At 66.7% G+C, this 26,336-nt stretch carries 28 protein-coding genes; 17 read left to right on the top strand and 11 right to left on the bottom strand.

Annotated elements, in window-relative coordinates; genetic code table 11:
• Positions 1-180: 180 nt before the first annotated feature.
• Together AB0N05_RS30480 and AB0N05_RS30475 are read right to left on the bottom strand one after the other, a co-directional pair.
• Positions 181-933 carry an LppX_LprAFG lipoprotein gene (locus AB0N05_RS30480; protein WP_364700223.1) on the bottom strand — a complete coding sequence of 251 codons (753 nt, stop codon included), beginning with the start codon at positions 931-933 and terminating at the stop codon, positions 181-183.
• Positions 934-1,328: 395 nt separating this feature from the next.
• Positions 1,329-2,030 (bottom strand): alpha/beta hydrolase, encoded by a 702-nt coding sequence (locus tag AB0N05_RS30475; protein WP_364700220.1) that lies wholly within the window; start codon positions 2,028-2,030, stop codon positions 1,329-1,331.
• Between the two features lie 124 nt (positions 2,031-2,154).
• Here AB0N05_RS30475 and AB0N05_RS30470 point away from each other — a divergent pair, with 124 nt between their 5' ends.
• Together AB0N05_RS30470 and AB0N05_RS30465 are read left to right on the top strand one after the other, a co-directional pair.
• Positions 2,155-2,991 carry a methyltransferase domain-containing protein gene (locus AB0N05_RS30470; protein WP_364700218.1) on the top strand — a complete coding sequence of 279 codons (837 nt, stop codon included), beginning with the start codon at positions 2,155-2,157 and terminating at the stop codon, positions 2,989-2,991.
• A gap of 6 nt (positions 2,992-2,997) precedes the next feature.
• Complete coding sequence (locus AB0N05_RS30465) at positions 2,998-3,609, top strand: helix-turn-helix domain-containing protein (protein ID WP_364700216.1); 612 nt, start codon at positions 2,998-3,000, stop codon at positions 3,607-3,609.
• A gap of 76 nt (positions 3,610-3,685) precedes the next feature.
• Here the strand turns inward: AB0N05_RS30465 and AB0N05_RS30460 are convergent, their stop codons facing one another.
• The gene (locus AB0N05_RS30460; protein WP_364700214.1) at positions 3,686-4,054 is read right to left on the bottom strand and encodes a DUF1844 domain-containing protein; all 369 of its coding nucleotides are present in this window, start codon (positions 4,052-4,054) and stop codon (positions 3,686-3,688) included.
• Positions 4,055-4,371: 317 nt separating this feature from the next.
• On the opposite strand from AB0N05_RS30460, the gene infC reads away from it, so the two are divergent.
• The 5 genes from infC to AB0N05_RS30435 all read left to right on the top strand — a co-directional run bounded on the left by infC (position 4,372) and on the right by AB0N05_RS30435 (position 8,308).
• Positions 4,372-5,079 (top strand): translation initiation factor IF-3, encoded by a 708-nt coding sequence (gene infC, locus AB0N05_RS30455; protein WP_364700862.1) that lies wholly within the window; start codon positions 4,372-4,374, stop codon positions 5,077-5,079.
• Between the two features lie 65 nt (positions 5,080-5,144).
• Positions 5,145-5,339 (top strand): 50S ribosomal protein L35, encoded by a 195-nt coding sequence (gene rpmI, locus AB0N05_RS30450; RefSeq protein ID WP_364700212.1) that lies wholly within the window; start codon positions 5,145-5,147, stop codon positions 5,337-5,339.
• 96 nt (positions 5,340-5,435) lie between these two features.
• On the top strand, positions 5,436-5,816 hold the full coding sequence (gene rplT, locus AB0N05_RS30445; RefSeq protein WP_364700210.1) for a 50S ribosomal protein L20: 381 nt from the start codon (positions 5,436-5,438) through the stop codon (positions 5,814-5,816).
• A gap of 40 nt (positions 5,817-5,856) precedes the next feature.
• On the top strand, positions 5,857-6,654 hold the full coding sequence (locus AB0N05_RS30440; protein ID WP_364700860.1) for an RNA methyltransferase: 798 nt from the start codon (positions 5,857-5,859) through the stop codon (positions 6,652-6,654).
• Between the two features lie 145 nt (positions 6,655-6,799).
• Positions 6,800-8,308 carry an APC family permease gene (locus AB0N05_RS30435; RefSeq protein ID WP_364700208.1) on the top strand — a complete coding sequence of 503 codons (1,509 nt, stop codon included), beginning with the start codon at positions 6,800-6,802 and terminating at the stop codon, positions 8,306-8,308.
• Position 8,309: 1 nt separating this feature from the next.
• On the opposite strand, the gene AB0N05_RS30430 is transcribed toward AB0N05_RS30435, so the two are convergent.
• The gene (locus tag AB0N05_RS30430) at positions 8,310-8,882 is read right to left on the bottom strand and encodes a TetR/AcrR family transcriptional regulator (RefSeq protein ID WP_364700206.1); all 573 of its coding nucleotides are present in this window, start codon (positions 8,880-8,882) and stop codon (positions 8,310-8,312) included.
• 105 nt (positions 8,883-8,987) lie between these two features.
• Between AB0N05_RS30430 and AB0N05_RS30425 the strand changes: the two genes are divergently transcribed.
• Both AB0N05_RS30425 and AB0N05_RS30420 read left to right on the top strand, forming a co-directional pair.
• Positions 8,988-10,445, top strand: a complete 1,458-nt coding sequence (locus AB0N05_RS30425) for an MFS transporter (RefSeq protein ID WP_364700204.1) — start codon at positions 8,988-8,990, stop codon at positions 10,443-10,445.
• A gap of 33 nt (positions 10,446-10,478) precedes the next feature.
• Positions 10,479-11,003: a hypothetical protein gene (locus AB0N05_RS30420; protein WP_364700202.1), complete on the top strand. Its 525-nt coding sequence runs from the start codon at positions 10,479-10,481 to the stop codon at positions 11,001-11,003.
• A gap of 63 nt (positions 11,004-11,066) precedes the next feature.
• Here the strand turns inward: AB0N05_RS30420 and AB0N05_RS30415 are convergent, their stop codons facing one another.
• Complete coding sequence (locus AB0N05_RS30415; protein WP_364700201.1) at positions 11,067-11,420, bottom strand: hypothetical protein; 354 nt, start codon at positions 11,418-11,420, stop codon at positions 11,067-11,069.
• A 232-nt stretch (positions 11,421-11,652) separates the two neighbouring features.
• On the opposite strand from AB0N05_RS30415, the gene thrS reads away from it, so the two are divergent.
• The 5 genes from thrS (at position 11,653) to AB0N05_RS30390 (ending at position 16,661) form a co-directional block, all read left to right on the top strand.
• Entirely contained in the window at positions 11,653-12,870 is a 1,218-nt protein-coding gene (thrS, locus tag AB0N05_RS30410) for a threonine--tRNA ligase (RefSeq protein WP_364700200.1), read from the top strand.
• Positions 12,871-13,028: 158 nt separating this feature from the next.
• Positions 13,029-14,576, top strand: a complete 1,548-nt coding sequence (locus AB0N05_RS30405; protein WP_364700199.1) for an FAD-dependent monooxygenase — start codon at positions 13,029-13,031, stop codon at positions 14,574-14,576.
• Positions 14,577-14,932: 356 nt separating this feature from the next.
• Complete coding sequence (locus AB0N05_RS30400; RefSeq protein ID WP_364700198.1) at positions 14,933-15,331, top strand: hypothetical protein; 399 nt, start codon at positions 14,933-14,935, stop codon at positions 15,329-15,331.
• Positions 15,332-15,559: 228 nt separating this feature from the next.
• The gene (locus tag AB0N05_RS30395; protein WP_364700197.1) at positions 15,560-16,105 is read left to right on the top strand and encodes a hypothetical protein; all 546 of its coding nucleotides are present in this window, start codon (positions 15,560-15,562) and stop codon (positions 16,103-16,105) included.
• Between the two features lie 82 nt (positions 16,106-16,187).
• Entirely contained in the window at positions 16,188-16,661 is a 474-nt protein-coding gene (locus tag AB0N05_RS30390; protein ID WP_364700194.1) for a GtrA family protein, read from the top strand.
• A 19-nt stretch (positions 16,662-16,680) separates the two neighbouring features.
• Here AB0N05_RS30390 and AB0N05_RS30385 read toward each other — a convergent pair whose 3' ends face one another.
• Positions 16,681-17,061 carry a helix-turn-helix domain-containing protein gene (locus tag AB0N05_RS30385; RefSeq protein WP_364700192.1) on the bottom strand — a complete coding sequence of 127 codons (381 nt, stop codon included), beginning with the start codon at positions 17,059-17,061 and terminating at the stop codon, positions 16,681-16,683.
• A 69-nt stretch (positions 17,062-17,130) separates the two neighbouring features.
• On the opposite strand from AB0N05_RS30385, the gene AB0N05_RS30380 reads away from it, so the two are divergent.
• From AB0N05_RS30380 to pheT, 3 genes are all read left to right on the top strand, one after another.
• Entirely contained in the window at positions 17,131-17,778 is a 648-nt protein-coding gene (locus AB0N05_RS30380) for a nitroreductase family protein (RefSeq protein ID WP_364700190.1), read from the top strand.
• Positions 17,779-17,944: 166 nt separating this feature from the next.
• A complete protein-coding gene (gene pheS / locus AB0N05_RS30375) occupies positions 17,945-19,006 on the top strand; it encodes a phenylalanine--tRNA ligase subunit alpha (RefSeq protein WP_364700188.1) in 1,062 nt (353 codons plus the stop codon).
• 34 nt (positions 19,007-19,040) lie between these two features.
• The gene (gene pheT / locus AB0N05_RS30370; RefSeq protein WP_364700186.1) at positions 19,041-21,542 is read left to right on the top strand and encodes a phenylalanine--tRNA ligase subunit beta; all 2,502 of its coding nucleotides are present in this window, start codon (positions 19,041-19,043) and stop codon (positions 21,540-21,542) included.
• Between the two features lie 407 nt (positions 21,543-21,949).
• Here pheT and dgoD read toward each other — a convergent pair whose 3' ends face one another.
• Genes dgoD through AB0N05_RS30345 form a run of 5 tightly spaced genes read right to left on the bottom strand, consistent with a single transcriptional unit; the run spans position 21,950 to position 26,327 of the window.
• Positions 21,950-23,095, bottom strand: a complete 1,146-nt coding sequence (gene dgoD / locus AB0N05_RS30365; RefSeq protein WP_364700184.1) for a galactonate dehydratase — start codon at positions 23,093-23,095, stop codon at positions 21,950-21,952.
• Complete coding sequence (locus AB0N05_RS30360; protein ID WP_364700182.1) at positions 23,092-23,847, bottom strand: SDR family oxidoreductase; 756 nt, start codon at positions 23,845-23,847, stop codon at positions 23,092-23,094. The genes dgoD and AB0N05_RS30360 overlap by 4 nt, the downstream gene beginning before the upstream one ends.
• Positions 23,848-23,864: 17 nt before the next feature.
• On the bottom strand, positions 23,865-24,824 hold the full coding sequence (locus AB0N05_RS30355) for a sugar kinase (RefSeq protein WP_364700180.1): 960 nt from the start codon (positions 24,822-24,824) through the stop codon (positions 23,865-23,867).
• On the bottom strand, positions 24,821-25,429 hold the full coding sequence (locus tag AB0N05_RS30350; RefSeq protein ID WP_364700178.1) for a bifunctional 4-hydroxy-2-oxoglutarate aldolase/2-dehydro-3-deoxy-phosphogluconate aldolase: 609 nt from the start codon (positions 25,427-25,429) through the stop codon (positions 24,821-24,823). The genes AB0N05_RS30355 and AB0N05_RS30350 overlap by 4 nt, the downstream gene beginning before the upstream one ends.
• Positions 25,419-26,327: an SMP-30/gluconolactonase/LRE family protein gene (locus AB0N05_RS30345; protein WP_364700176.1), complete on the bottom strand. Its 909-nt coding sequence runs from the start codon at positions 26,325-26,327 to the stop codon at positions 25,419-25,421. Before AB0N05_RS30345 ends, AB0N05_RS30350 begins: the two co-directional genes overlap by 11 nt.
• Positions 26,328-26,336: the final 9 nt, after the last annotated feature.

Below are 26,336 nucleotides of genomic sequence, written 5' to 3'. Positions count from 1 at the left end.
CCCTGGAGCTCCCCGCCCCAATGACGAAATCCGGTCCGGGTCCGTGGCGACAGCCGTTGGGGCCGTTCCACTTTCCCGGACCGGTTCCGAACTCACACGTCAGAATTATGACCGCGCGGGCCTGCGGTGCGCACGCCCTTATCTCTCGGGGCGTGCGACTCGAGCGCAGGGGTGAGCGATTTAGCCGCCGGGCTTGGTGACCGTGACGGGCTTGGCCCAGTCGGACAGCGTCACCGTGATGGTGCCGGAGTCCTTCTTGACCACGGCCTGAACCAGGTTCGGTCCATTGCCCGGCGAGGCGGCAGTGGACGGCAGCGTGGTCGCGCTACCGGTCGGCGGCGCGACATCCTTGATCCACAGGGTGATCGGCATGGTGCCGGCATCCTTGCCCGCCTGCGGCACGATCGGGTCGATGACCGAGGCGTCGATGGTGCCGGACACCTTCACGGTGTCGACGCCGTCGACCTTCTCGCGGCCCTCGACCTTCGGGTTCTGCACATTGGCAATGACATTGGCGAGGCCCTTGTCCTTGTCCAGGATGACGCCCGGATCGTAGACCTTCTCGGCCGGACCGGCCGGGGCGTACGAGGAGCCGTCACCGATGTACAGGGTCTTGTCCACGACCAGGAACTTGGTCGAGGTGAAGGGAGCGTCCTGCTTCATGCGGACCGAGGCCTCACCGATCGCCTGGCCATTGCCCTGCGGCTGGTTGGTGACGTCGGCCTTGACGCTCTCCACCGGGAGGTTCGGGACGTTCTTCACGGCCAGAGCCAGGTGGACCGACTGCAAAGTCTGTGTGGTCTTCGCGCTCTCCGAGACGATCTGCGCGCCATCGGGCAGCGCACCGGTGGGAGCAGGCGCGGACGTGGTCTTGGAGTCGTCGCTGCTGGACGAGCAACCGGTGACCAGCGCGGCGAAAACGGAAGCCGCCATCACGGCCGGGACGAGGCCCCGACGAAGGCGCAGGCCCCGTCCTCGCGTTATCGAATCAGTCATACTTTCAACCCCCGTGGAGTTCGGACTACAACGTTCTGTTGGTGGGCCACTGTCGCAGCCCGCGTCGTAGTATGCAGTACTTCGGCCATGTCTCGCTCGATCGGGCGAGACTTCGGCATTCAACCAGCACCACACCGGTGGTGTCGCCTGGATTGCCGATAACAAGGTCGCGCAAGGGATTACGCGCCTCGTTCTGATCTATCGCAGGTTGCTGCGGGTCCATCAACAGTCGCGCAATATTTGCTATTTATTCGCTGACAATCCGCCGATTATCTGCTGTCCGAGAATATTCCGTATGGAACAGCTTGCCGTTCGACGGTTGCCGAGCCGTTTCAACGGTTGGCGACATCGTGTAGCAACTCCGCCAATTCGGCCGTCTTCGACCACATCGGCCAGTGCCCGGTGGGTAGGTCGAGATATTCGGCGTCGATCCGGCGCAGCTCCCGGAAAAAGGGCTCCTCACCCGAATCTCGGAGCTGCTTGACCAGATCCGACGGGTAGCTGGTGCAGATGACCGTGGTCGGGATGGACAGCCGCGCAGGCGAATCGCTCAGCTTCAGCGCCGCACCGGCCACGCCCGCGGGCTCGCTCACCGCCCGCTCCCGGAACCGCGCGAGATCCGCCTCGTCCAGCCCCGCGAGGCTATTACCCGTGGCTTCCACCTCTTCCCAGGTGTCCGGTAGCGGGAAGTCGGGCCGCGCGCCCAGCTTGGGGATGAGGGCGTGGCCCTCCGGTACCGGAGCGCTGTCGATGTAGATGACCCGGGAGAACCGTTCCTGCGCAAGGTCGGTCGCCAGATAGGCGGCCGCGCCGCCACCCGAGTGCGCCACCAATACCGTCGGCTCGTCGGCGGCCTCGACAATGGCCTGGGCCTGCGTCTCCAGCGTCGCCGACAAGCGCTCGGGATCGTCGGCGTCCAACCCCGGCAAGGTGATTGCCAGTACCTCGTCCCCGCGCTGCCGCAAATCCGCGGCCACTTCATCCCACGCCCACGCCCCGAGCCAGAACCCCGGAACCAGCAGCATTCGTGCCATATCCAGAGCATGGCACAGCCCACCGACAACGAAATCTGTTTCGGGACATGGCCCTTGCCCCGGTTCCCGGGCGATGGCATTATGAACACATGTTCATGAACGATTGTTCATAAAGGAGATCCTGATGACCGAGATCGTCAATACCGCACAGTCCGAGGCGTGGAACGGCTACGAAGGCGAGCACTGGGCCGGTCATTACGACCGCTACGACGCGGTGAACAGCGGCTTCAACGAACCCCTGCTGGCCGCCGCGAATATCGCGGAGTTCTCGAGGGTTCTCGACATCGGTTGCGGCAATGGCCAATTGACGCGTCTCGCGGCCCGTCGAGCGGCGTCCGGCTCGGCGCAGGGCATCGACCTCTCGGGTCCGATGCTGGGCCGTGCTCGCGAGCGCGCGGCCGCCGAGGGACTGGGCAATGTCACCTTCGAACAGGGCGATGCGCAGATCCATCCCTTCGACCCGGCTTCCTTCGATGCCGCCCTGAGTCGCTTCGGCATCATGTTCTTCGCCGATCCGGTCGCGGCCTTCGCCAATATCGCCCGCGCCCTGCGCCCCGGCGGACGTCTCGCCTTCGTCACCATGCCGCCCATGACCGGCACCGACCTGGGATCGGTATTCGGCGCGGCCGCAGACCATCTCGACAGCCTGGAGATCGGCCACACCAGCGGTCCCTTCGCCGATCCGGACCGCATCCGCGAGCTGCTGACCGCCGCCGGATTCACCGATATCACCGCCCGTCATCTGGAATCCGACGGCCACCGGGGCCGGGATGTCGCCGACGCAACGGAATTCATCATGGGCTGGGGCCCGGTGCGCTACCACCGCTCGCTGGCCGACTTCGCGACCGATGACAAGGTGCGCGCCGCGATCGCGACGGCCCTGGAACCCTTCGCCACCCCGGCGGGTGTCCGGCTGCGCGGTACCGCCTGGCTGGTCACGGCCGCCGCGCCGCTACCGTAACCAGCCATGTCACCGAGAAAGGCAGCGGCGCTGCGGGATAGCGACGGCGAGCGCGGTCTGCGCGACCACCTCGTCATCACCGCGCAGCGCCTGATCGCCGAGCAGGGCGCGGCCGGGCTCACCGTCCGCGCCATCGCCCGCGCGGCGGGTGTCGCCGACGGTGTTCTCTACAACCACTTCGCGGACAAGGAGGAACTCCTCGCCGAAGCCGTCCGGGCGCACGTGGCCGCCGCGCATCGGGACATGGGTCCGTTGCCCGCCCCCGGCACCGCGACCCTCGAAGCGAACCTGAGCGCCTATCTGCGTGCAGGATTGGCGCTGCACCGCAGTGTGGTGCCGGTCTTCGCCGGTCTGATCGCCACTCCGGCGGTGCTGGCCCGCATCGGCGAACCCGGGGAGGGCGAATCGCATTGGCGTGATGACCTGGCGAATTATCTGCGCGCGGAACGCGATCGGGGCCGCCTGGCCGCCGACGCGGACATTGCCGCCGCGGTCGCGGTGCTCGTCGGCGTGTGCCACGACGAGGTGCTGTCGGCCGTGCTGCCCGGCATACCGCGTGCCCCGGCCGCCATCGAATCGGTCGTCACGACCCTTCTCGACGGCATCGGGCCGCGCTGATCTCCCCGGGTCCGGATTCGCCGCGGGAAGATCGATCGGGTGGAAGCGGTCCGTTCTATCGGGTGGAGGCGGTTCGTCAGTAGACGGGACCGGTGTACTTCTCGCCCGGTCCCGCGCCCGGCGCGTCCGGATGCGACGACGCTTCGCGGAACGCGCGCTGCAAGGACTGCAAGCCATCGCGGATCGGACCGGCGTGCGGGCCGAGGTATTCGACCGAGGCGGTGACCAGTCCGGCGAGGGCTGTAATGACGCGACGCGCCTCGTCCAGGTCGAGATGCGGGCTGGCGGACGGGTCGGCCTCGCCCAGGCCGAGCTTCTCCGCCGCCGAACTCATCAGCATGACGGCCGCGCGGCTGATAACCTCCACCGCGGGAATCTCGGCCAGCTCGCGGACCAATTCGCCCTCGATGAGTGCCGATTCCTCGTTCACAGACACCTCGCTCATGGGGTAGAGCATCGCATCGACCGGGTTGTCCCTGGTCGACGGGGCAGCCGATTTAGAGCTCGCGGGCATAGCTGTTAGACTCTTCTGCGACGACCGTCCCGGACAGGTTCACGCGACCGACTCGGGGCACTAAGTGGAGCCCGACTCCCACCGTCAGCCTCAGGCTCGACGGTCCGGTCGCCCATCTTTTTCCAGATGGGTTCTGTGCGGGATTTTTCCTGCACAGGTGCGATGCGCATAGTTTGCGTCGTAGATCGGTCGACTCGGGCCCCGTGTTGGAGAAATACCAACGCGGGGCTTTCGTGTTGAAATTGGGGTTGCAGTTATTGCTAGCGGTCGTTGACGAACCGCTTGACCTAGGAGGCCCCATCAGCACTGAGACCCGCATCAACGATCGCATCCGCGTACCCGAGGTCCGCCTCATCGGACCCGGAGGCGAACAGGTTGGGATCGTGCGTGTTGAAGATGCACTACGCGTTGCCATGGAGGCGGATCTCGATCTGGTCGAGGTCGCCCCGGACGCGCGTCCGCCGGTTTGCAAGATCATGGATTACGGCAAGTTCAAGTACGAGACCGCGCAGAAGGCGCGTGAGTCCCGGAAGAACCAAGTGCAGACCGTGATCAAGGAGCAGAAGCTCCGCCCGAAGATCGACGATCACGACTACGAGACCAAGAAGCGCAATGTCGTTCGCTTCCTCGATGCCGGATCCAAGGTCAAGGTAACCATCATGTTCCGTGGTCGCGAGCAGTCGCGACCGGAGCTCGGTTTCCGGCTCTTGCAGCGGCTGGCCTCCGACGTCGCCGATCTCGGTTTCGTCGAAACCTCGGCCAAGCAGGACGGCCGAAACATGACCATGGTCCTCGCCCCGCACAAGGGCGCGAAGACGCGGGTGAAGGCGCAGAACGACGCCAGCTCGACGCCGCAGCGTGCCAGCGCGCCGGCCGAGTCGGCTCCGGCTCCTGAAGCTCCGGCCGCCGAAGTTCCGGCAGTCGAGGCTCAGGCAGCGGCCACCCCGCAGCAGTAATAACGGACAGCACTGGCGGAGGCGTGCTCACGCGCGCCTCCGGCACGAGACAGATAGAGGAATCCATGCCGAAGATGAAGAAGCACTCCGGTGCCTCGAAGCGATTCAAGGTGACCGGCTCGGGCAAGCTGCTGCGCCAGCAGGCGAACCGTCGCCACCTCCTGGAGCACAAGCCGTCGACCCGGACTCGTCGTCTGGACGGCGTGGAGGTCGTCGCGAAGGCGGACACCGCTCGCGTCAAGAAGCTCCTCGGCCTCTGAGGCTCAGGGCCTCCTCGCGATCCGTTCCGCGGACGCCATAACCGACCACCTCCGGGCGCTGACCGCAAGCGCCCCATCACGATCAAGGACTGACAAGTGGCACGCGTCAAAAGGGCTGTCAACGCTCAGAAGAAGCGCCGTTCCGTACTCGAGGCCTCCAAGGGCTACCGCGGTCAGCGGTCGCGCCTGTACCGCAAGGCCAAGGAACAGCAGCTGCACTCGCTGCAGTACGCCTACCGGGACCGCAAGGCGCGCAAGGGTGACTTCCGCAAGCTGTGGATCGCTCGTATCAACGCCGGTGCGCGTCTGAACGACATGACCTACAACCGCTTCATCCAGGGCCTCAAGGCCGCGGGTGTCGAGGTCGACCGCAAGATCCTCGCCGAGCTGGCCGTCTCCGACGCCGAGGCGTTCGCCGGCCTGGTGGCCATCGCGAAGGCCGCGCTGCCGGCCGACGTGAACGCCCCGGCCGCGTAGCCAGGACTGCGTGACAACGCAACAGCATTCGGAACGACCCGTGGAAGCGCTCTCCGAGCGCAATCCGCGGGTCGTTTCGGCTGTCAAACTCCATCGCACTCAGACGCGGCGCAAATCCGGCCTGTTCCTCGCCGAGGGCGCGAACTCGGTCGAGTCCGCGCTGGAAACCGGGCGCGTGGAGGAGCTGTTCTATTCGCTGCGCGCCGCCGAGCGTGAGCATGAGCTGGTGTCGGGTGCCGCCGCCATGGGCGTGCGCACCACGCTGGTGAACGAGCGGGCCGCGGAATCGCTGGGGGAGACCGTGACTCCGCCCGGGCTGGTGGCGGTGTGCCGTCAGGTCGATGTGCCGTTGAGCGACATCCTGGGCGCGTCCCCGCAGCTCTTGGCCGTTCCGGTGGAGATCGCCGATCCCGGCAATGCGGGCACGCTCATCCGGGTCGCCGACGCGGTCGGCGCGAACGGTGTTGTGCTGGCCGGGGATTCGGTCGACCCGCACAATGGCAAGACCGTGCGCGCCTGCGCCGGAAGCCTCTTTCACGTACCGGTCGCCCGGTCGCGGGATATCGACGGCACGCTGACCGCCCTGGAAGACGCGGGGATCGCCATCCTCGCCACCACCGCCCGCGGCGAGGTCGACCTCGATGAGGCCGATGAGCTGCTGGCCGGTCCGGTCGCCTGGCTGTTCGGCAATGAGGCGCACGGCCTGGACCGCGCGGTGGCCGAGCGGGCCACCCATCGCATTCGCATCCCGATCCACGGCCGCGCCGAGAGCCTCAATCTCGCCGCCGCCGCGGCGATCTGCCTCTACGCCAGTTCTCGCGTGCAACACGCGAATTAGGGCGGCCATTCAGGTCGGCTGAGGGCCTGGTGAAGAACGAGAAGGCGCACGGGCTTCGAGCCCGTGCGCCTTCGTTGTTTCGACCCGGTTGCGGGGTGAGGCGGGGCAATTCGGTGTGCTGGTGATTTGCCCTTATTCTTTCCCGGTGACTTCGCCCAGCACCCTGCGTTCCGGTGCGCTGTCCCTGGCATCCAGTGTGGTGATCGGGGTCGCGTCGGCCGGACCTGCCTACAGCATTACCGCGACCCTCGGACTGGTCGTGGCCGCCGTGGGACTGCAGTCGCCGGTCATCGTGCTGCTGGCCTTCGTGCCGATGCTGTTGGTGGCCATCGGGTATCGGGATCTCAATGCGGTGGAACCGGATCCGGGGACCACCTTCGTCTGGGCCACGCGCGCGTTCGGGCCGTTCACCGGCTGGATGGCCGGGTGGGCGATCGTGGTGTCGGATCTGCTGGTGATGGCGAGCCTGGCGCAGATCAGCTCGCAGTACACGTTCCTGTTGCTCGGGGCCGACGGGATCGGGTCGGACGCCACCAATGGATGGGTGCTGTTGCTGGGGATCTGCTACCTCATTGTGATGACGCTGGTCGCGGTGTACGGGATCGACGTGTCGGCGCGATTGCAGTCGGTGCTGCTGACGGTCGAGTTCGCCATGCTGGTGGTGTTCGCGGTGGTCGCGCTGGTGCGGGTGGCGCTCGGGCACGCCTCGGCCGGGGCGATGACACCGGAGTGGTCGTGGTTCAACCCCTTCGAGATCGGGTCGTTCTCCGATTTCGTGAATGCGCTGCTGCTCATGGTGTTCATCTATTGGGGCTGGGATTCGGCGGTCGCGGTGAATCAGGAGACCGTGGATCCGCGGCATACGCCGGGGCGGGCCGCGGTGCTCTCGACGATCATGCTGGTCGCGCTGTATCTGCTGGTGACGGTGGCGGGGCAGGCGTTCGCGGGGACCGGGACCGACGGGCTCGGGCTCGCCAATCCGGAGCATGTCGACGATGTGCTGGGCGCGCTGGGCAGCGCGGTGTTCGGCGACGGGCCGATCGGGACCGTGCTGGTGCACCTGCTGTTCCTGATGGTGCTCACCTCGGCGGCGGCGTCCACCCAGACCACGATTCTGCCGACGGCGCGGACCACGTATTCGATGGCGCTGCACCATGCCCTGCCCGCCGCGTTCGGGCGGATCGATCCGCGCTTCCGGACGCCGGTGTTCTCGACCATCGTGTTCGGCGGGGTGTCGGTGGTGCTGTATGTGGGGCTCAACTTCGCCTCGGGCGGGCGCTTGATCGCCGAGGCCGTGACGGCGATCGGCATTTCGATCGGGCTGTACTACGGGCTCACCGGGATCAGTTGCGCGTGGTTGTACCGCGACCGATTCGCTTCCAGCCCACGCACTCTCGTGATGAAGGGCATTCTTCCGGCGCTGGGCGGGTTCGCGCTGCTGTTCGCGGCGGGGTGGACGGCGGTGACGTCCTGGTTCAGCGCGATCTTCGTGCTGGGTGTGGGCACGCTGCTCATCGGGATTCCGCTGTACCTGATCCTGGCGCGCGTCATGCCGCCGTTCTTCCGCGGAGAAGTGTTGGCGCGCAAGCTACCCGAGCCGACCGAGAGCATTATCGAGGCCGATGCCGAGCCGGACGAATCCGTGCACAGCTGAATCAGATCCCGTCCTCCTCGAGGCACTGAATGATCTCGTCGGCCCACGGGGCGGCGAAGGCGTCGGGGCCGATGACCCCCATGGCGGTCAGGTCGGTGAGCAGCATGCCGGTGGCCATGAAACGGCGGACCTCCGAGGGGGAGGCGTCGGTGAGTTCCTTGACCAGTGCGTGCATATTGCCGAATCGGGTGCGGATCGCGTCGCCGATGGCCGGATCGGAGGCTGCCGCCATGCCTTGCAGGAAGACCCGCGGTAGATCGGGTTCGGCGAGGAAGTCGCCGCCGAAGCGCTCGCCCATGGCGTCGAGCCGCTGCTTGGGGGTGGCGTCGGGGGCGGCCTGGGCGGCTCCGGCGCGGAAGAGTCCCTCGATGCCGTCGCAGACGCGTTGCAGGACGGCGAGGAACAGTTGCTGTTTGGTGCCGAACAGGCGGATGACGTAGGGCTGCGAGACCCCGGCGCGGCGCGCGATCTCATCGGTTTTGGTTGCCGCGTAACCCGATTCGGCGAAGGCGGAGATGGCGGCCCGCAGTACTTCCTCGCTGCGTTCGCTCGCGGTCATCCGGGTCTTGGTCATTGCTCTCGCGCCTCCTCGTCATCGGGGAATCGGGCTTGCCATTGACATGTTATCAGTCAATGCATACTCTCAAGTTATCAGTCGATAACAACAAGGGACTGGACAATGACTCAGACTCTCGAAGACTCCTCCGCGGCCCGCAAGGTCGCCGACGCCGCACGGCAGCGACCGATCGCCGCAGTGCTTGCGGCCGTGGGCATTCCGATGTTCATGGTGCTCTTGGACAACCTGGTGGTGACGAACGCGTTGCCGGTCATCAAGACCGAACTCAATGCCTCACTGTCGGACTTGCAGTGGTTCATCAACGCCTACACGCTGTCGTTCGCGTCGATGCTGCTCACCGCCTCCGCCCTCGGCGACCGCCTGGGCCGTCGCCGGATCTATCTCGCCGGTATCGCACTGTTCACCGTGGCCTCGGCGGCCTGCGCCATGGCCACCGAACCGTGGATGCTCATCCTTTTCCGCGCCATTCAGGGCTTCGGCGGGGCGGCGGTCATGCCGCTATCGCTGACGCTGCTGACGGCCGCGGTGCCGGAGAAGATGCGCAGTGCGGCCATCGGAATCTGGGGCGGCATCTCGGGTCTCGGCGTCGCGCTCGGCCCGGTGGTCGGCGGCGCGGTCGTCGATGGACTGAGCTGGCAGTGGATCTTCTGGCTCAATGTGCCGATCGGCATCCTCGCATTGCCGTTCGCGGCCCGCGTGCTGAGCGAATCTTTCGGTGGCGCACGACGGTTGGACATTGTCGGACTGCTGCTGTCGGCCGGTGGCGTGCTCGCCGTGGTGTGGGGTGTCATTCACGGCGCGGACGACGGGTGGACCTCGGGCGTCGTGCTGGGCGGACTGCTCGGCGGCGGAGCATTGCTCGCCGCGTTCGTCGCCTGGGAGCGGCGGACTGCCGACCCGATGCTGCCGATGCGGCTTTTCCGGGTGCGCAGTTTCAGCGCCATCAGCGTCACCCTGTTCACCTTCTCGGTGGGCGTCTTCGGCTCGATCTTCCTGCTGGCGCAGTACTTCCAGGTGGTGCAGGGCTATTCGCCGCTCGCCTCCGGAATTCGCACGCTCCCCTGGACCATGGCTCCGATGGTGGTCGCACCGCTGGCGGGCTTGGTCGTCGACAAGGTCGGCCCGCGCGTCCTGGTGTCCGTCGGACAGGTTCTGCTGGCCGCGGCTCTCGGCTGGATGGCCCTGACCACCGCCGTCGACGCGTCGTACGGCTCCTTCGTGCTCCCGTTCATCCTCGGCGGCGTCGGCATGGGCCTGACCTTCGCACCCGCGTCCTCGGTCGTCATGGCCAGCGCGGATCCGACCGAGCAGGGCATCGCCTCGGGTAGCAGCAGCACCATCCGTGAGGTCGGCGTGGCCATGGGTGTCGCCATCCTGGCTTCGGTCTTCTCCTCGCACGGCTCCTACACCGACCCGCAGAGCTACGTCGACGGCCTGATCCCCGCGGTCTGGGTCGGCGCAGCCATTGTCGCGGTCGGCGCGGTGGTGGCGCTCCTGCTTCCCGGCCGCCCCGCCGCGGGCGCTGAAACATCCTCGAGCGCAACAGCACTCGCGCTCTGATCCCGGAATCGAACGAAACCCCGGAGATGCATCATGCTCACGACCCTCCTCCTGATGGCAGTCCCGACCCTCCTGTTCCGCGTCCTCGGCGCGGTCGGCGTAACCCGCTTCGCCACCTGGCGAGTCTCCGCCGCCCACGGCCTGGCCTTCATGCTCCTCATGACGGGTGCCTCGCACTTCGCCCCGGACAGCGTGACCGTCATGCCCACGCACGCCGACTCCCTGGCCATGCTCCCGTCCTGGATTCCCTTCCCGGACTTCACCATCTACTTCTCGGGGGCCCTCGAATGGCTCGGCGCACTCGGCCTGGTCATCACCCGGACCCGCACCCTCGCCGGAATCGGATTGGCCATCCTCTTCGTCTTCCTGCTCCCCGTGAACATCTACGCCTACGTCAATGACATCCAGTTCAACGGTGAACCCCCGACTCCCTTGTGGTTCCGCATCCCGGAACAATTCGTCTACCTGGCAATCGCCCTCTGGGCAGCCCTCGGCCTCGAACCCCTCCGCCGAGTCCTGACCCGCCTCCGCCCGGCCACCCCGGCGGTCTCGCGCTAGCGCAGGCCCGAATGCCGATGCGCCCCTTCCGATTCGATCGGAAGGGGCGCGTTGCCGTCGGGCCTACGTCTTCCGGGGATGCACGGTGAAGTCATTCATCACTGCCGGATCATGGCCGAGCGCCACCGCAATCTCGCAGGCCTGCTCCGGCGGCACCGAGTCCCCATAATCCGAACCCCGCCACACATTCCGCTCCGGTCTCTCGTCCGCATACCAGCGGCCATCGCGGTCCAGCCGAGCTCCGCTGGGCCCACCTCCCGCCTGCAGGTCGTATCGGATCAGCCCGGTCACCCGATCGCCTTCATACCGCGTGTAGAAGCCGGTCCCATCGCACCCCGGCCCGAACTCGACCCGGTATGGCCTCTGGGTGTCCCCGCCGAAGAAGTACGCCCAGTACAAGAACCGCTGATCAGTCACGGCGATCACCTCCATGCGTCCGAATTCCGAAGCTACGCTTGCGGACTGATCGTGGGAAACCCTGTTGATGCGGGGAGCGAGGCTGGGGTAGGTTTCGGGCATGCAGCGCGCTTACTTCACCACGACGCCGGAACACGTCCCGGCGCGCTGAACCTTGTTCTGACAAAGCCCCGGGCGGATGCCCGGGGCTTTTCCGTGTGGTCATCCGCCCTCATCTATGAGGAGAAACCACATGTATGACCATCGCAAGCTCGGGCGGGAGCTCGGGTTGTTCGACACCGACCCCTTGATCGGTGCGGGACTGCCGTACTGGTTGCCGGACGGGGCGATCGTGCGGCACAGCCTCGAGGAGTACATACGGAGCGCGGAGCGGCGGGCGGGGTATCGGCACGTGTATTCGCCGGTGTTGGGCAAGCGGGAACTGTATGAGATCTCCGGGCACTGGGCGCATTACGACGAGGACATGTATCCGCCGATGGATATCGGGGGAGAGCAGGTGGTGTTGCGGCCGAGTCTGTGTCCGCATCATGCGGTGATGTATCGGGCTCGGTCGCATAGTTATCGGGAGTTGCCATTGCGGATGGCGGAGCTGGGGGCGATGTATCGGTCCGAGTTGTCGGGTGTGCTGGGTGGGTTGACCAGGGTGCGGTGTATTCAGCTCAATGACGCGCACATTTTCTGCACCTTGGATCAGGTCGCCGACGAGGCGGCCGGGGCCTTGGCGCTGATCGCGGATGCGTATCGGGCCATGGGGATCGAGGGCGCGCGGTATCGGCTGTCGCTGCCGGGAGCGGGCGGGAAATATGTTGCGGCACCGGAGATGTGGCAGCGGGCGAGCAAGATCCTGGCTGAAGTGCTCGACGGGGCCGGGGTGGCTTATGAGGCGGTCGAGGGGGAGGCCGCGTTCTATGGGCCGAAGATCGATGTGCAGGTGCGAGATCACGCGGGACGGGAGTCGACCCTGTCCACCGTGCAGGTCGATTTCCATCAGCCGGAACAGTTCGATCTGCATTACGTCGGTGCGGATGGGGGCAAGCATCGGCCGGTCATGGTGCACCGCAGCATTATCGGCAGTGTCGAGCGGGCGGTCGCGCATGTGATCGAGCTGCACGGGGGTGCGTTTCCCGCGTGGCTGGCGCCGGTTCAGGTTGCGGTGCTGCCGATTTCGAGCGCCGAGGATGCGGCTGCCGCCCAGTTGTGTGACCGGCTTCTCGATATGGGATTGCGAGCGCAGGTGCTGGATGCGGACGGCGGGAGTCTGGGGGCTCGGGTCCGGGAGTCGCGGTTGGTGCCGTATCAGTTCATTCTCGGTCCGGCCGAGAGCGCGAACGGGGAAGTGTCCGTGCGGCTTCGGGACGGTCGCAGACTTGCTGCTCAACCCGTGGGTAACGCGGTGGCACACGTTCGAGAGTTGGTGGAGGGGTACGACACCCGACTGTGGATCGACTGAGCGATTCGGTCGGTGAAGGGGTACACGAAAGGGAAAGGCGCGCATGCGTTCCTTTCCCCTTCTCAAGGTATAGCGGACCGGGGGGCTTGCCGCAAGACCCCGTTGATAATGCAGAATCGCTGGCCTAAGCCAGAACCCGCGGAAAATGGAGTGTTCGAGTGACGCATACCGACGTGATCATCGTGGGCGCCGGCCCGGCCGGTCTGACGCTGGCCACCGAATTGCGGCTGGCCGGAGTGCGACCGGTGGTGCTGGAGCGACAGCCGCAGCCTCGGGAAACGCAAAAGGCGCACGGTATCGGCGGGCTGATTCTGCAACTGTTGCGCTACCGCGGCTTGCTGGACCAGGTGGCCGCGGCCACCACCGATCCGGTGCCGCCGCCGAGGTTCCCGTTCGGCGGTGTGCACCTGGACTTCACGCAGCTGGACGAGCCGCCCATGCGGGCGTACCCGATCCGGCAGGCGGCGCTCGAGCGCGTGCTCACCGAGCGCGCCGAGGAGTTGGGCGCGGAGATTCGCCGCGGACATGCGCTGGTCGGACTGAGCCAGGACGCCGATCTGGTGACGGCGGAGGTGCAGGGGCCGGACGGGCCGTATGAGATCACCGCCCGCTACTTGGTCGGCTGCGACGGCGGTCGCAGCAAGACCCGCGAGCTGGCCGGAATCCCCTTCCCCGGCACGCTGTATCCGGAGGTCAACCGGCTCGCCACCGTTACCCTGCCCGATTCGGTGACCACGTTCGAGAACGGCGACCTGAATGTCCCCGGAGTGGGCAGGGTCCCTTTGGGTTTCAATCATCTGGAGGGCGGGACGTTCGCGCTCGGACCGCTGGTCAATGGGGTGGTGTCCTTCCAGACCACGGAGGAGGAGCTCGACGAGGTCGATGATGACGAGCCGCTGACCATGGACGAGCTGCGCGACAGCATCCGCCGCGTGCTCGGCGCGGACCTGCCGCTGGGTGAGCCGCTTCGGCTGTCCCGCTACCAGTTCCAGGCTCGGCAGGTCGAGAGCTACCGCGACGGGCGGATTCTGGTGGCGGGCGATGCGGCCCACCTGTTCCCCGCCACCGGCACCGCGATCAATGTCGGTATGCAGGATTCGATCAATCTGGCGTGGAAGCTGGCCGCCGAGGTCCAGGGCTGGGCTCCCGCCGGACTGCTGGACACCTATCACGACGAACGGCACTACGCCGGTGAGCGGGCGCTGCTGCAGACCCGCGCGCAGGTGGCACTGCGGCGAGGACTCGACCCGGCCGCCGATGCGCTGCGGCAGCTCTTCCAGGAATTGCTTCTCGACGAGCAGCCCTTGCGCCGCATGGGCGATCTGGTGGGTGCGAACCTGCACTACCCGCTGCCCGGCGCGAATCCGCACCGGCTGGCGGGCAGCTTCGCCCCCGACCTCACCCTGCACACCGAGGAGGGCACGACCACCGTCGCGTATCTCATGCGTGCCGCCCGGCCGGTCTTCCTCGACCTCGCCGATCGACCGGAGCTCCGCGAGGTCGCCCGGGAGTGGGCGGACCGCATCGATATTCGCACCGCGAAGACCGAGGACCGTCCGGCCGATGCCCTGCTGATTCGCCCGGACGCGCATATCGCCTGGGCCGCGGGCATCGACGAGTGCGGCGACACCGCCGCTGTCGCGTTGCGGGAGGCGCTCTCCAGCTGGTTCGGTGAACCTGAGAAGGCGGCCGTGTCGGCCGTCTGACCCATCGCACGATGCGAAGCGAGCCGCACTCGGGGATCTCCCCGAGTGCGGCTCACTTTGTGTTATCGCTGGTCACAAGGGATTTCGTGGTGCAACGCGCCGCGTCGCAAGGGTGGCGAACCCTGAATCGATTCCGGCCATGGAATACCTGGGGTACGACCAAAGGCTGATATGGGCGACGACCTCGGGGCGATGTGCCGGGCCCGGATTCCGGCCCAGAATCGCTTGTGCGGCCGCTGATCACAGATCTTCTGCAGGAAGCTCTCAGCCGCAGCGCATCTGACGCTCAGGTGCGGATGTGAGGGTGTTGGTTGGTTACGCGTGAACTAGATCTACCTGATGAATGGGAGAACACAGTGCCCGCAACGCTTCTGCTCGACGAAAACCGTCTGACCACGGACGAGCGAATCGCGGCTGTCGAACTCACCGGAACCCTCGCCGCCACAGTCCGCCGCTACCTGCGTGCAAACAACCTGTCCGGCCCCGTAATCGAGATGCGAGGCCCGCAACGCCGCGAGATCCACCTGGTCGCCGGTGCAGGCAAAGCCGCGCGGGCGATCGAAGTGCTGCGCAGCGCGGGCGCGATCGTGCACACCGATGGCGCAAGCATCCCCCTCCCCACCTCGAGCGACTCGATGGCCTGGGGAATTTCCCCGAGCGAAGCCCGCTGGGTGCCGCCACTGGTGGCCCTCGCCGCCGCGGTGCGCGCGGCCGGTGCGGTCAGGCGCACTCACCTCGGAGATGTGGCCTGCTGACGTCAAGAGCGGTAGTTGCGGCAACCGCGGTCGATGACCGGCCGACGGCATCCGCTAGATCGAGGTGGGGTCGGGGTAGAGCCGCCTTACCGCGTTGGCTTGATCCAGTACATCGGCCTCGGCCGGGGCATATCAGGTCGAGGCTATGGCGTGGGTCACTTGATTTGACTGGTATTCGTTCTGTCGATCACTCTGTTGCTGAAAGTTGTCTACAGGGGAGTGGTTGTTATGCGGCTGGTTGCCAAAATCTCGCGGATCAGTGCTGTCGTCGCAGCGACCGCAGTTACCTTCGGTATTGCTGGTGGCACGGCGTCTGCGGACATCGTGCGGCCGGAGCCGGGGGTATGGCCGTTCGGGGAGCAGTCGGAGTTCGGTCACGTCATCGGCGACACCCTCAGCTGCCAGATCAACTACCGGATCTGGGTCGAGAATGAGCCGGGTGCGCCTCGGCGGGGGACCGTGAAGGTTCAGGCGCTCGGTATCGACACGCTTCCGTGGGGGCCCGCTGATCGGTGTGGTCAGTGGGTCACCGTGCGGATCAACGTGGGCATCCCTGAACATCTGGGAGGGGTGAAATGGATCCAGCAGGACATCTATCTGGAGGGTGGTCGGGCTCCGGGTGCGCCGATCTCCGTTGATACCGATCTGACCGATATTTCCTCCCCCGGACCGATGACTCTCATTGTCAGCGCCATGTCGCGTCCCGGCGGATACATCCCGTTCGCCAATTGGGGACCGGAAGCCTCCATCAGCGTGGTCTACAAGCTCCCCTGATCGGGGCGTTGCGGGATCTTGTGGGTCTCGAGTTGGCTCTGCGCTAACTTGCGTGCCATCTTGCGGTGGCAGTCTCGGGGGCGTGTACAAGGTCACCGATAGCGAGCGGGGTCAGGCGGTTCGGTGGTTTCGCGCGCTCTGTGAAGGGGTTACGGCTCGGCTGCCATTTGGGTTGGGGCGTTGGCTGGTGCCGACATTCGTGGGGTATTTGCTGGTGAGTGCGGTGACCTTTGTGGGGGATCTGCTCATGCTCACGGGGCTGCATGGTGGGCTGGGGATGGCGTTGCCTATTGCTATCACCGTTGCTTATGTCACTGCGTTCGGGATGAGCTATTTGTTGAATCGGGTGCTCAACTTTGCCTCTCATGCGCCGGTTGGGCCGCAGTTGATCTTGTACATCGTTGTTGTCGCGATCAATTACGTGGCGTTCATACTTGGCGTGACCAGCGGGCTGTCCGCGCTTGGTGTCGAGTACCACCTCGCTCGCATCGTTGGCGGACTTGGTGAGGGCTTGTTCATGTACACCGCGATGCGGTGGCTGGTTTTTCGTCGCTGACGGCTGTCGTGTGGGACGGTCAGGACGCTTGCGCGTTGCGGGCGCGTTCGATGTCGTTGATGTGTTCTTCGGTCCACCGGCGCAGGGCGGTGATGGGTTCGGCGAGGCTGCGGCCCAGGGGGGTGAGGTCGTAGTCGACGCGTGGGGGGATGGTGGGATGCATTGTGCGGGTGATGAATCCGTCTGATTCGAGGCTGCGCAGGGTTTGGGTGAGCATTTTCTGGGAGACGCCCTCGATGCGGCGGCTGAGGTCGGTGTAGCGCATGGTGCCCTGTTGGAGGAGGGCGTCGACGATCAGGACCGTCCACTTACCGGCTATGTGGTCCAGGACTTGGCGGGTGGGGCATTTGGCGGAGTAGACGTCGGCGGGGAGGCCTGAGGATTCGACCAGGAGAGTCACACCTAGGAGAGTAGCGCACTAATTAGTGCCTACTTCACAAAAGAGTGTCACTCTCCAATAGTTAGTGGCATGAACAAGATGATGTCTGTCGCCGAAGCCATTCGCACTCGACGCACTGTGCGGCACTACCTGCCGGACGCGGTGCCTGCCGAGCAGCTCGAGACCTTGCTCGCACTCGCCATGGAAGCACCCTCCAGCTGGAACTTGCAGGATCGATCGATCGTGGTGGTCGCCGATCCGGAGGGACGAGAGGGACTGGTCTGGGCGAGTGGTGGACAGCCGCAGCCGCAGGAAGCCCCCGTCATGCTCGTATTCGTGGCCGAACCGCAGGCCTGGCGCGAGGATCGGTCCGATGTGTACGAGCAGGCACGTGGCAACAAGGCCTGGAGTGAGGAGTTCATCACCGGATTCGCCGCCGCCTCAACGGAATTCCAGCAGGGGCTGGCCGAGCGCGCACTGGAGCGCGAGTACGCGGTGAAGGACGCGATGATCGCCGCCTCATACGTGATGCTGGCCGCCACCGAGCTCGGCCTGGCCACCTCGCCCATGAACGGCTGGGATGAGGACAAGGTGAAGAAGGTCATCGGAATCGAGGGCCGGGACGACCTGACGATCGCGCTGTTGATGTCGGTTGGCTATGCGGCGGAGAAGCGGGTGCACCCGGGTCGCCGGGCGCTCGAGCGCACGGTCTGGCGGGAGCAGCACGGCGCGGCGTGAGCGCGTGATGTGCTGCCCGAGGTGGCGCGCGCCACGCCCGGCGGGGTGCGCGCTGCCTGCGGGAAAAGCAGGTGAGCCGGGCTGATTGCAACGTCTACGATTCAACCAGCAAGAATGGGGAGGCAATCCGCCCGACCCGTACCAGCCAGGGGAGTGACGAACCATCGTGGCCGACGATATCGACCGTGCCGAGCAGCAAGCGGCGCTGACCGAAGACGCCCTCGCCGCCGCAGCCGAAGCCGCCGAGAAGGCGTTCGCGTCTGCGTCCACCCTGGACGAGCTCGCGGCCGCGAAAACCGAGTTCATGGGCGGAAAGTCGCCGATCTCGCTGGCGCAGCGCTCGCTGGGCACGCTGCCCAAGGATGAGAAGGCCGAGGCCGGTAAGCGGGTGAACGTGGCCCGCGGCCGAGTGTCCGCGGCCTACGAGGCACGCAATGCCGAGCTGCTCGCCGAGCGCGATGCCGCAGTGCTGGTGGCCGAGGCCATCGACGTGACCGTCCCCGCCCGCCGCGGTGCGATCGGCGCGCGGCACCCCATCGGTGCGCTGTCCGAGCGAGTCGCCGATGTGTTCGTGGCCATGGGCTGGGAGGTCGCCGAGGGCCCCGAGGTCGAGACCGAGCACTTCAATTTCGACGCCCTGAACTTCCTGCCGGATCATCCCGCGCGCACCATGCAGGACACCTTCCATATCGCCCCGGAGGGTTCCCGTCAGGTGCTGCGCACGCACACCTCGCCGGTGCAGGTGCGGTCCATGCTGTCGCGCGAGCTGCCCATCTATGTGGTGTGCCCCGGCCGGACCTTCCGCACCGATGAACTCGATGCCACCCACACCCCGGTGTTCTCGCAGGTCGAGGGCCTGGCCATCGACAAGGGCCTGACCATGGCCCACCTCAAGGGCACCCTGGACGGTTTCGCGCGGGCGCTGTTCGGCCCGAACACCACCACGCGCATGCGGCCCAGCTTCTTCCCCTTCACCGAACCGTCCGCCGAGGTGGACGTGTGGTTCGAGGACAAGAAGGGCGGTCCGGGCTGGGTCGAGTGGGGCGGCTGCGGCATGGTGAACCCGAAGGTGCTCATCGCCAGCGGGATCGATCCCGAGGTGTACAGCGGTTTCGCGTTCGGCATGGGTCTCGAGCGGACCCTGCAATTCCGCAACGGCCTGCCGGATATGCGGGACATCGTGGAGGGCGACGTCCGCTTCACGCTGCCCTTCGGCATCCAGTCCTGACCCGATCCCTTAATTCGAGGAAGCGAAACGTCAAGTGCGAGTAGCGCAGTCCTGGCTGACGGAAATCCTGCAACGCACCACCCCCGAGTGGTCCGTGACGCCGGAGGAACTCGACGCCGGCTTCGTCCGGGTCGGTTTGGAAGTGGAAGAGGTCGATCCGCTCCAGCGGGTGATCGGTGATATCGAGCATCCGCTGGTCGTCGGCCGCGTCGCCGAGATCACCGAGCTGACCGAGTTCAAGAAGCCGATCCGCTTCTGCAAGGTCGATGTCGGCAATCCCGAGTTGCAGGAAATCGTCTGCGGCGCAACGAACTTCGCGGTCGGCGACCTGGTGGTCGTGGTGCTGCCGGGTGCCGAGCTGCCGGGCGGTTTCAAGATCGCCTCGCGGAAGACCTACGGGCACACCTCCAATGGCATGATCTGCTCGGTCGCCGAACTCGGCATCGGCAAGGATCACAATGGCATTCTGGTGCTGGAGCCCGGCACCGCCGAGCCCGGCGCGGACGCCAATGCGCTGCTCGGCCTGGACGACACCGTCATCGAGCTGGCCATCACCCCCGACCGCGGGTACGCCTTCTCGGCCCGTGGTTTGGCGCGCGAGCTGGCGTGCGGCTTCGACCTGGAGTACGCGGATCCGGCGCAGCGGCTGCTGCCCGACTCCGACGCCGAGGCGTGGTCGGTCAAGATCGAACCGGATTCCCTGTGCACGCGGTTCGCGGCGCGCCGGGTGACCGGTATCGATCCGAAGGCCGTGAGCCCGTGGTGGTTGCAGCGTCGGCTGCTGCTGTCGGGCGTGCGCCCGATCTCCCCGGCGGTCGACGTCACCAACTACGTGATGCTCGAACTGGGTCAGCCCCTGCATGCCTGGGATGCCGACAAGGTGTCCGGCGGGCTGGTGACCCGGCGCGCCAATAAGGGCGAAACCCTGCGCACCCTGGATGAGGTCGAGCGCACTCTCGACGCCGAGGATGTCGTGATCGCCGACGATTCCGGCGTGGTCTCGCTCGCCGGTGTCATGGGCGGCGCGAGCACCGAGGTCGGCTCGGCCACCACGGATGTGCTGCTGGAGGCGGCGACCTGGAACCCGGTCGCCATCGCCCGCACCGCGCGCCGCCACAAGCTGGCCTCCGAGGCCAGCCGCCGGTACGAGCGCATCGTCGATCCCGAGATCAATGTGATCGCACTGGATCGCGCCGCCACCCTGCTGGCCGAAATCGCCGGTGGCACTGTGGAATCCGCGCTCACCGACGTGCGTGTATCGGTCCCCGCGGTCGCGCCGATCAGCATGGATATCGACCTGGCTGACCGCATCGCGGGCGTCCACTACGCCCCCGGCACCTCCACTCGCCGCCTGCAGCAGGTCGGCTGCGCGGTGGATGTCGGCGTCAGCGAGGCCGGTCACGGCCAGCTCGTCGTCACCCCGCCGAGCTGGCGTCCCGACCTCACCCAGCCCGCCGACCTGGTCGAGGAGGTGCTGCGCCTGGAGGGCCTCGACAAGATTCCGTCCGTGCTGCCCACCGCCCCCGCCGGTCGCGGCCTGACCGCCGAGCAGCGCCGCCGCCGCGCGGTCAGCAAGTCGCTGGCCTTCGAGGGTTGCGTCGAGGTGCCCGCCCCGACCTTCATGCTCGGCGGTGTCTTCGACACGTGGGGCTTGGACGCGGGCGACCCGCGCCGCAATACCCTGCGCGTGCTGAACCCCCTCGATGTCGAACGCGCGGAACTGGTTTCGACACTGCTGCCGGGTCTGTTCGAGATCGCCGCCCGCAATATCTCGCGCGGCGAACGCGACCTCGCGATCTACGCCATCGGCCAGGTCGTCCTGCCGACCCCGAAGACCGCACCGGTCGGCCTGCTGCCGGTGGACCGTCGCCCCACCGAGGCCGAGATCAAGGTCCTGCTCGACTCCTTGCCCGAGCAGCCCATCCGGGTCGCGGCCGTCCTCACCGGTCGCCGCGAACCGCGTGGTCCGTGGGGTCAGGGCCGTCAGGTCGAGGCCGCCGACGCCTTCGCCCTGGCCGATGCCGTGGCCGAGGCCGCCGGTGTGACCATCGAACGCCGTGCCGCCGCCCACCTGCCGTGGCATCCGGGCCGCTGTGCCGAACTGCTGGTCGACGGTGTCGTCGTCGGATACGCGGGCGAACTGCACCCGGCCGTGCTGGAACGCTCCGGGCTGCCGCCGCGCACCTGCGCCGTCGAACTCGACCTCGATGCCCTGCCGTTGCGCGAAAACCGTCCTGCCCCGGTGATTTCCGCCTTCCCGGCGGTCCTCCAGGACGTCTCGGTGAGCGTCGAGAAGACGGTCCCCGCCGCCTCCGTCGAAGCCGCCCTGCGCAGCGGTGCGGGCGAACTCCTCGACGGCATCTCCCTGTTCGACGTGTACGAGGGCGCGCAGGCGGGTGAGGGCCGTAAGTCCCTCACCTACGCCCTGCGCTTCCGCGCTACCGACCGCACCCTCACCGAGGACGAGGCCAGCGCCGCCCGCGACGCGGCGGTTGCCTCGGCGGCTGGTGCGGTGGGAGCGGTTCTGCGCAGCTGATTCGTTGCGGTGGCCCATCGCTCGACACTCCGGCAAACGGTGTCGCGGTGGGCCGTCGTCGCGTACGATCAACGACATCACTCCGGTGATGGCTGAGAGGATGGAGCGCTGCCGTTTACAGCGCCCCACCCGGACGGGCTACCTAACCCGACTAATCAGTCGGATCAGGCACAGGACCCCGGCGGCTGCGGCAGCTCCCATTGCAAAGGATGCCCAGTCGAACGGGGTTTCCTGCTTAGAGGAATGTTTCCCCATAACCCATCACCTCCTCCCTGGCGGGGCGACGAGGATCAGGCCCTTGTCGCCACCCCCCTCGGGATGAGGTGGACTCACCATACTTGTTAGCTATGGTTCTTCGGGTTGGTTTGGGGAGCAACAACTTTCGAGACTGCTCGGTCTCCGTTCGGTCACCATTCGGCGAGCGATCCGTCCTTGCGGTGCCAGACCGGATTGCGCCAGCGGTGGCCGAGTTCGGCGGCGCGTTTCACTGCGTCCACATCGACCTCGATTCCTAGGCCCGGGGCGGGCATCAGTTCGACGTGACCTTCTCGGTAGGTGAAAACCGTTGGGTCTACGAGGTAGTCGAGTAGGTCGGAGCCGGTGTTGTAGTGGATGCCGAGGCTTTGTTCTTGGATGAGCAGGTTTGGGGTGGCGAAGCCGACCTGGAGGCTGGCGGCCAGGGCGATGGGGCCCAGGGGGCAATGGGGAGCGAGGGCTACGTCGCGGCATTCCGCCATGGCGGCGATGCGACGGACCTCCGAGATGCCGCCCGCGTGTGAAAGATCCGGTTGGACAACGGCTATGCCTTGGTCGAGGACCTGGTTGAAGTCCCAGCGAGAGTAGAGGCGTTCGCCGGTGGCTATGGGGATGCTTGTGCTGCGGGTGATTTCGCCGATTTGGTTGCTTACCTCAGGAACCAAGGGTTCTTCTACGAAGAAGGGGAGGTAGGGCTCGAGCAGGGGGAGAACTCGGCGGGCCATGGGGATGGAGAGGCGGCCGTGGAAGTCGACGGCTATGTCGAAGTCGTTGCCTACTGTTTCTCGGACTGCGGCTACTCGGTCGACTATGGCGAGGGTGGCTCGGGGGGTGTCGATGAGTTCCAGTTCGGGGGAGGCGTTCATTTTGATTGCGGTGAAGCCCTGAGCTTTTCGTTCCAGGGCCAGTTGGGCTACGTCGTCGGGGCGGTCGCCGCCGATCCAGCTGTAGACGCGGACTCTGTCGCGGACTGCGCCGCCCAGTAGCTGCCAGACGGGGACGTTCAGTGCTTTGCCGGTGATGTCCCAAAGGGCTTGGTCGATGCCCGCGACCGCGCTGGAGAGGATGGGGCCGCCTCGGTAGAAGCCGCCCTTGGTGAGGACTTGCCAGTGCGCTTCGATGGACATCGGGTCTTTGCCGATGAGGTAGTCGGAGAGTTCTTCGACCGCGGCGGCGACGGTGTGGGCGCGGCCTTCGATGACAGGTTCGCCCCAGCCGGTGATGCCCTCATCGGTGTCGATGCGCAGGAAGCACCAGCGCGGGGCCACCAAATAGGTTGTGAGAGCGGTGATTTTCACCGGGATTCCTTTCGTACGCTCCAGCCGCCGTCGACGGTCAGGTCCGCGCCGGTGATGAAGGAGGCGTCGTCGGAGGCCAGGAAGGCGACGGCGGCGGCGACTTCCTCGGGTGCGCCGAGCCGGTCCAACGCGGTGGCGCGGGCCGAGAGTCGGCGGCCTTCTTCGTCCACGTCGTCCCAGACTCGGGTGAGTACCGGTCCCGGCAGGACGGCGTTGACCCGCACCCGGTCGGAGCCGTATTCCACCGCCAATTGCCTTACCAGTGCGGTCAATCCGCCTTTGGCGGCCGCGTAGGAGGGATAGCCGGGGAGGCCGAAGCGGGCGTGCACGCTCGAGATGGCGACAATATTGCCGCGCCGGACGCGCAGGTCGTCGATGAAGGTGCGGACGCCGAGGAACAGCGGGGTCAGGTTGACGGCGAGGCTGTCGTTCCAGGCTTGGGTGGTGAGTTGATGGGCGGGGACGAGGCTTTGCATGGATGCGTTGCTGCACAACAGATCCAGTGGTCCGTAGAGTGTTCCGACCCGGTCGCGGAGTTCGATCCAGGAGGCCTCGTCGGAGACATCGCAGCGGACGAATTCGGCGCGATGCCCGGCCGCGCGGATCTTGGCGGCGACCTCCGTGCCCGCCGGTTCGGAGATATCGGCGAGCACCACCGCGGCTCCCTCCGCGGCCAGGCGTTCGGCAATGGCCGCGCCGATGCCGGACGCGGCTCCGGTGACCACCGCGACCCGGTCTGTCAGGCGATTCATGGTCTTCCCCTTCATGATCAGCGGTTGATATCGGCGGCGGCGAGGAGGTCGAGTTCGTCCCGGGTCGGCAAGCCCTCCCAGTCGCCGGTGACCGATACCGCGAAAGCGCCACAGACAGCAGCCATTTGGAGGCAGTGCGATACGGACGCGTCCGCTAGTCCGCCGTCGTCGAGCACACCCGCGAGGTATCCGGCAACGAAGGCGTCACCCGCGCCGACCGGGTCGACACTGGTGACGGGCACCGCGGGTTCGGTGATCAGGTGCCCGTCGTGCAGTGCGATCGCACCGTCCGCACCGAGCTTGATCACGACCTGCGACGGTCCCAGCGCCGAGAGATCGGTTGCCATGCGGGCTGGTTCGGCCGCGGGCACGAGCAGTGCCGCCTCCTCCGCCCCAGCGAAGACGATATCGGCGCGAGTCACCAACTCGCCCAGCACCTTCGCCGCCTCGTCGGGCGGCCACAGCGTGCGCCGATAGTTGATATCGAACGACACCGTCACCCCGGCGTCGACCGCGGCATCGAGCGCCGCGTGCACGGCCTCGCGCGCCGACGCGCTCAAGGCCGGGGTGATCCCGGTCAGATGCAGCACTTGGGCGCTGGCGATCACAGCGGGGTCGATATCGGCGGGGGACAGCTGCGCCCCGGCGAGTGAGCGGCGGTAATACGTGACCCGAATCCGGTCGGCCGTACGCCGCTCGCGAATCATCAACCCGCTGGGCAACTCTCGTTCGATCCGGCATCGCGAGACGTCGACACACTCGGCACGCATTCGGTCCATCACCATGGTGCCGATCGCATCGCTCCCCAGACTTCCGATCCAGGTGGCGGCATGCCCGAGCCTGCTCACCCCAATGGCGACGGTGGCCTCCGCCCCCGCGAAATCCATCCGCATGGCCGCCCCGGGTGCAAGCGGCCCGGGCTCGACCGCGGCCACCACCCCGACGGCCTCGCCGAGCGTGACCAGCGTGCCCCTCATCGCACCTGGTCCCGCAGCATGGCCGCGCGATCGCGCAGCGCCTCCAGATCGCCACCCGTGCAGGCGTCGCCGAGCAGCGGCGAACCGATGCCGAGCGCGGTGGCCCCGGCATCCAAATACGCCTTGGCATCGGTGATTCCGACGCCACCGGTGGGGACCAGGGGTATATCGGGCAGCGGAGCCAGGATCGACTTGATGTATCCGGGCCCGCCCACGGAGGCCGGGAACACCTTCACCATGGCCGCGCCCGCCGTCCACGCCGTATGGATCTCGGTGAGCGTGAACGCGCCGCAGATGACCGGGACACCCGAGCGGCGGCCCTCCTCGATCACCTCGGTGACGACGACCGGTGTGATCAGGTAGGCCGCCCCGGCATCGATGGCCCGCCCGGCATCGCGAGCGGTGAGCACCGTACCCGCCCCGACCGGGTGGGCGGCTCCGGCGCACTCGCGGATAGCGTCCAGGGCACCGGGGGTATTGAGCGTGAATTCGACTGTGGTGATGCCTGTTTCGTGCAACACGGCCGTGACTTCGGCGAACCGTGCGGCAGTCGCCGCCCGTAGAATGGCGATGACCGGTGTGTCGAGAGCGAGATCAGCGGTCACCGGCGCGCACCGCCCTGGCGTCGGCATACGGCGTCACGGCCAGCCCGGTGAGACCGGGTCGGCAGGTGAACAGCCTGCCCGCATCCGGTTCACCGGTGGGTCCTTGTGCGGCGGTGGTGATCACCAGAATGTCCAGGTCCGGTCCGGCGAAGGCGCAGCTGGTCACTTGTGACGCGCCGACTTCGACTACTGCGCAGGGCTCTCCGTCCGGATTGAACGCGCGCACCTGCCCGCCATCCCACACGGCGACCCACACCGAACCATCGGACGCCACCGAAAGCCCGTCCGGCAGACCGTAATCGAAGGACACGAACGGGCGGCCATTGCTGATCGTGCCGGTCTCCACGTCGTAGTCGAAGGCGTCGACGCGTCCGGTCGGCGTATCGGCGTAGTAGAGCGTGCCGCCGTCCGGACTCCAGCCGAGTCCATTGGAGATGGTCACGCCGGTGCGCAGCTCGCGCGCCCTGCCATGCGAATCCACCTGGTAAAGCGCTGCGGTACCGGTGATTTCGTCCTCGGACATGCTCCCGGTGAGCAGTCGTCCGCGCGGGTCGACCTTCGCATCGTTCAAGCGCCGCCGAATCCCGTCCTCGGGCAGGGGCAGCACCGTGATCGGCGTGACCGCACCCAATTCGTCGATCCGCACGACGGTATCCCGCATGGTCGCGATCAATCCGCCGGAGGCGCTCGGCAAGACCGCGCTGACCGGCCCGATGAAGCGTCGGGTGGACCGATGTCGCAGGTCCACGGCGGTACCGTCGACATCCATTACGGCGCAATGAATCTGCCCCGCCGGGATATCCACCCACAGCAATTCCTGAGTCCGGTCGTCCCACACCGGGCCTTCGCACAGCCGCCCGGGTGGCAGCGAACATGGTTGAGCGGTAAGAGTCTTCATATTCCCCTC

It is taken from the genome of Nocardia sp. NPDC051030, assembly GCF_040683015.1.
In the GTDB taxonomy this organism is placed as follows: Bacteria; Actinomycetota; Actinomycetes; order Mycobacteriales; family Mycobacteriaceae; genus Nocardia.
This window is presented reverse-complemented; position numbering and strand designations above follow the sequence as displayed.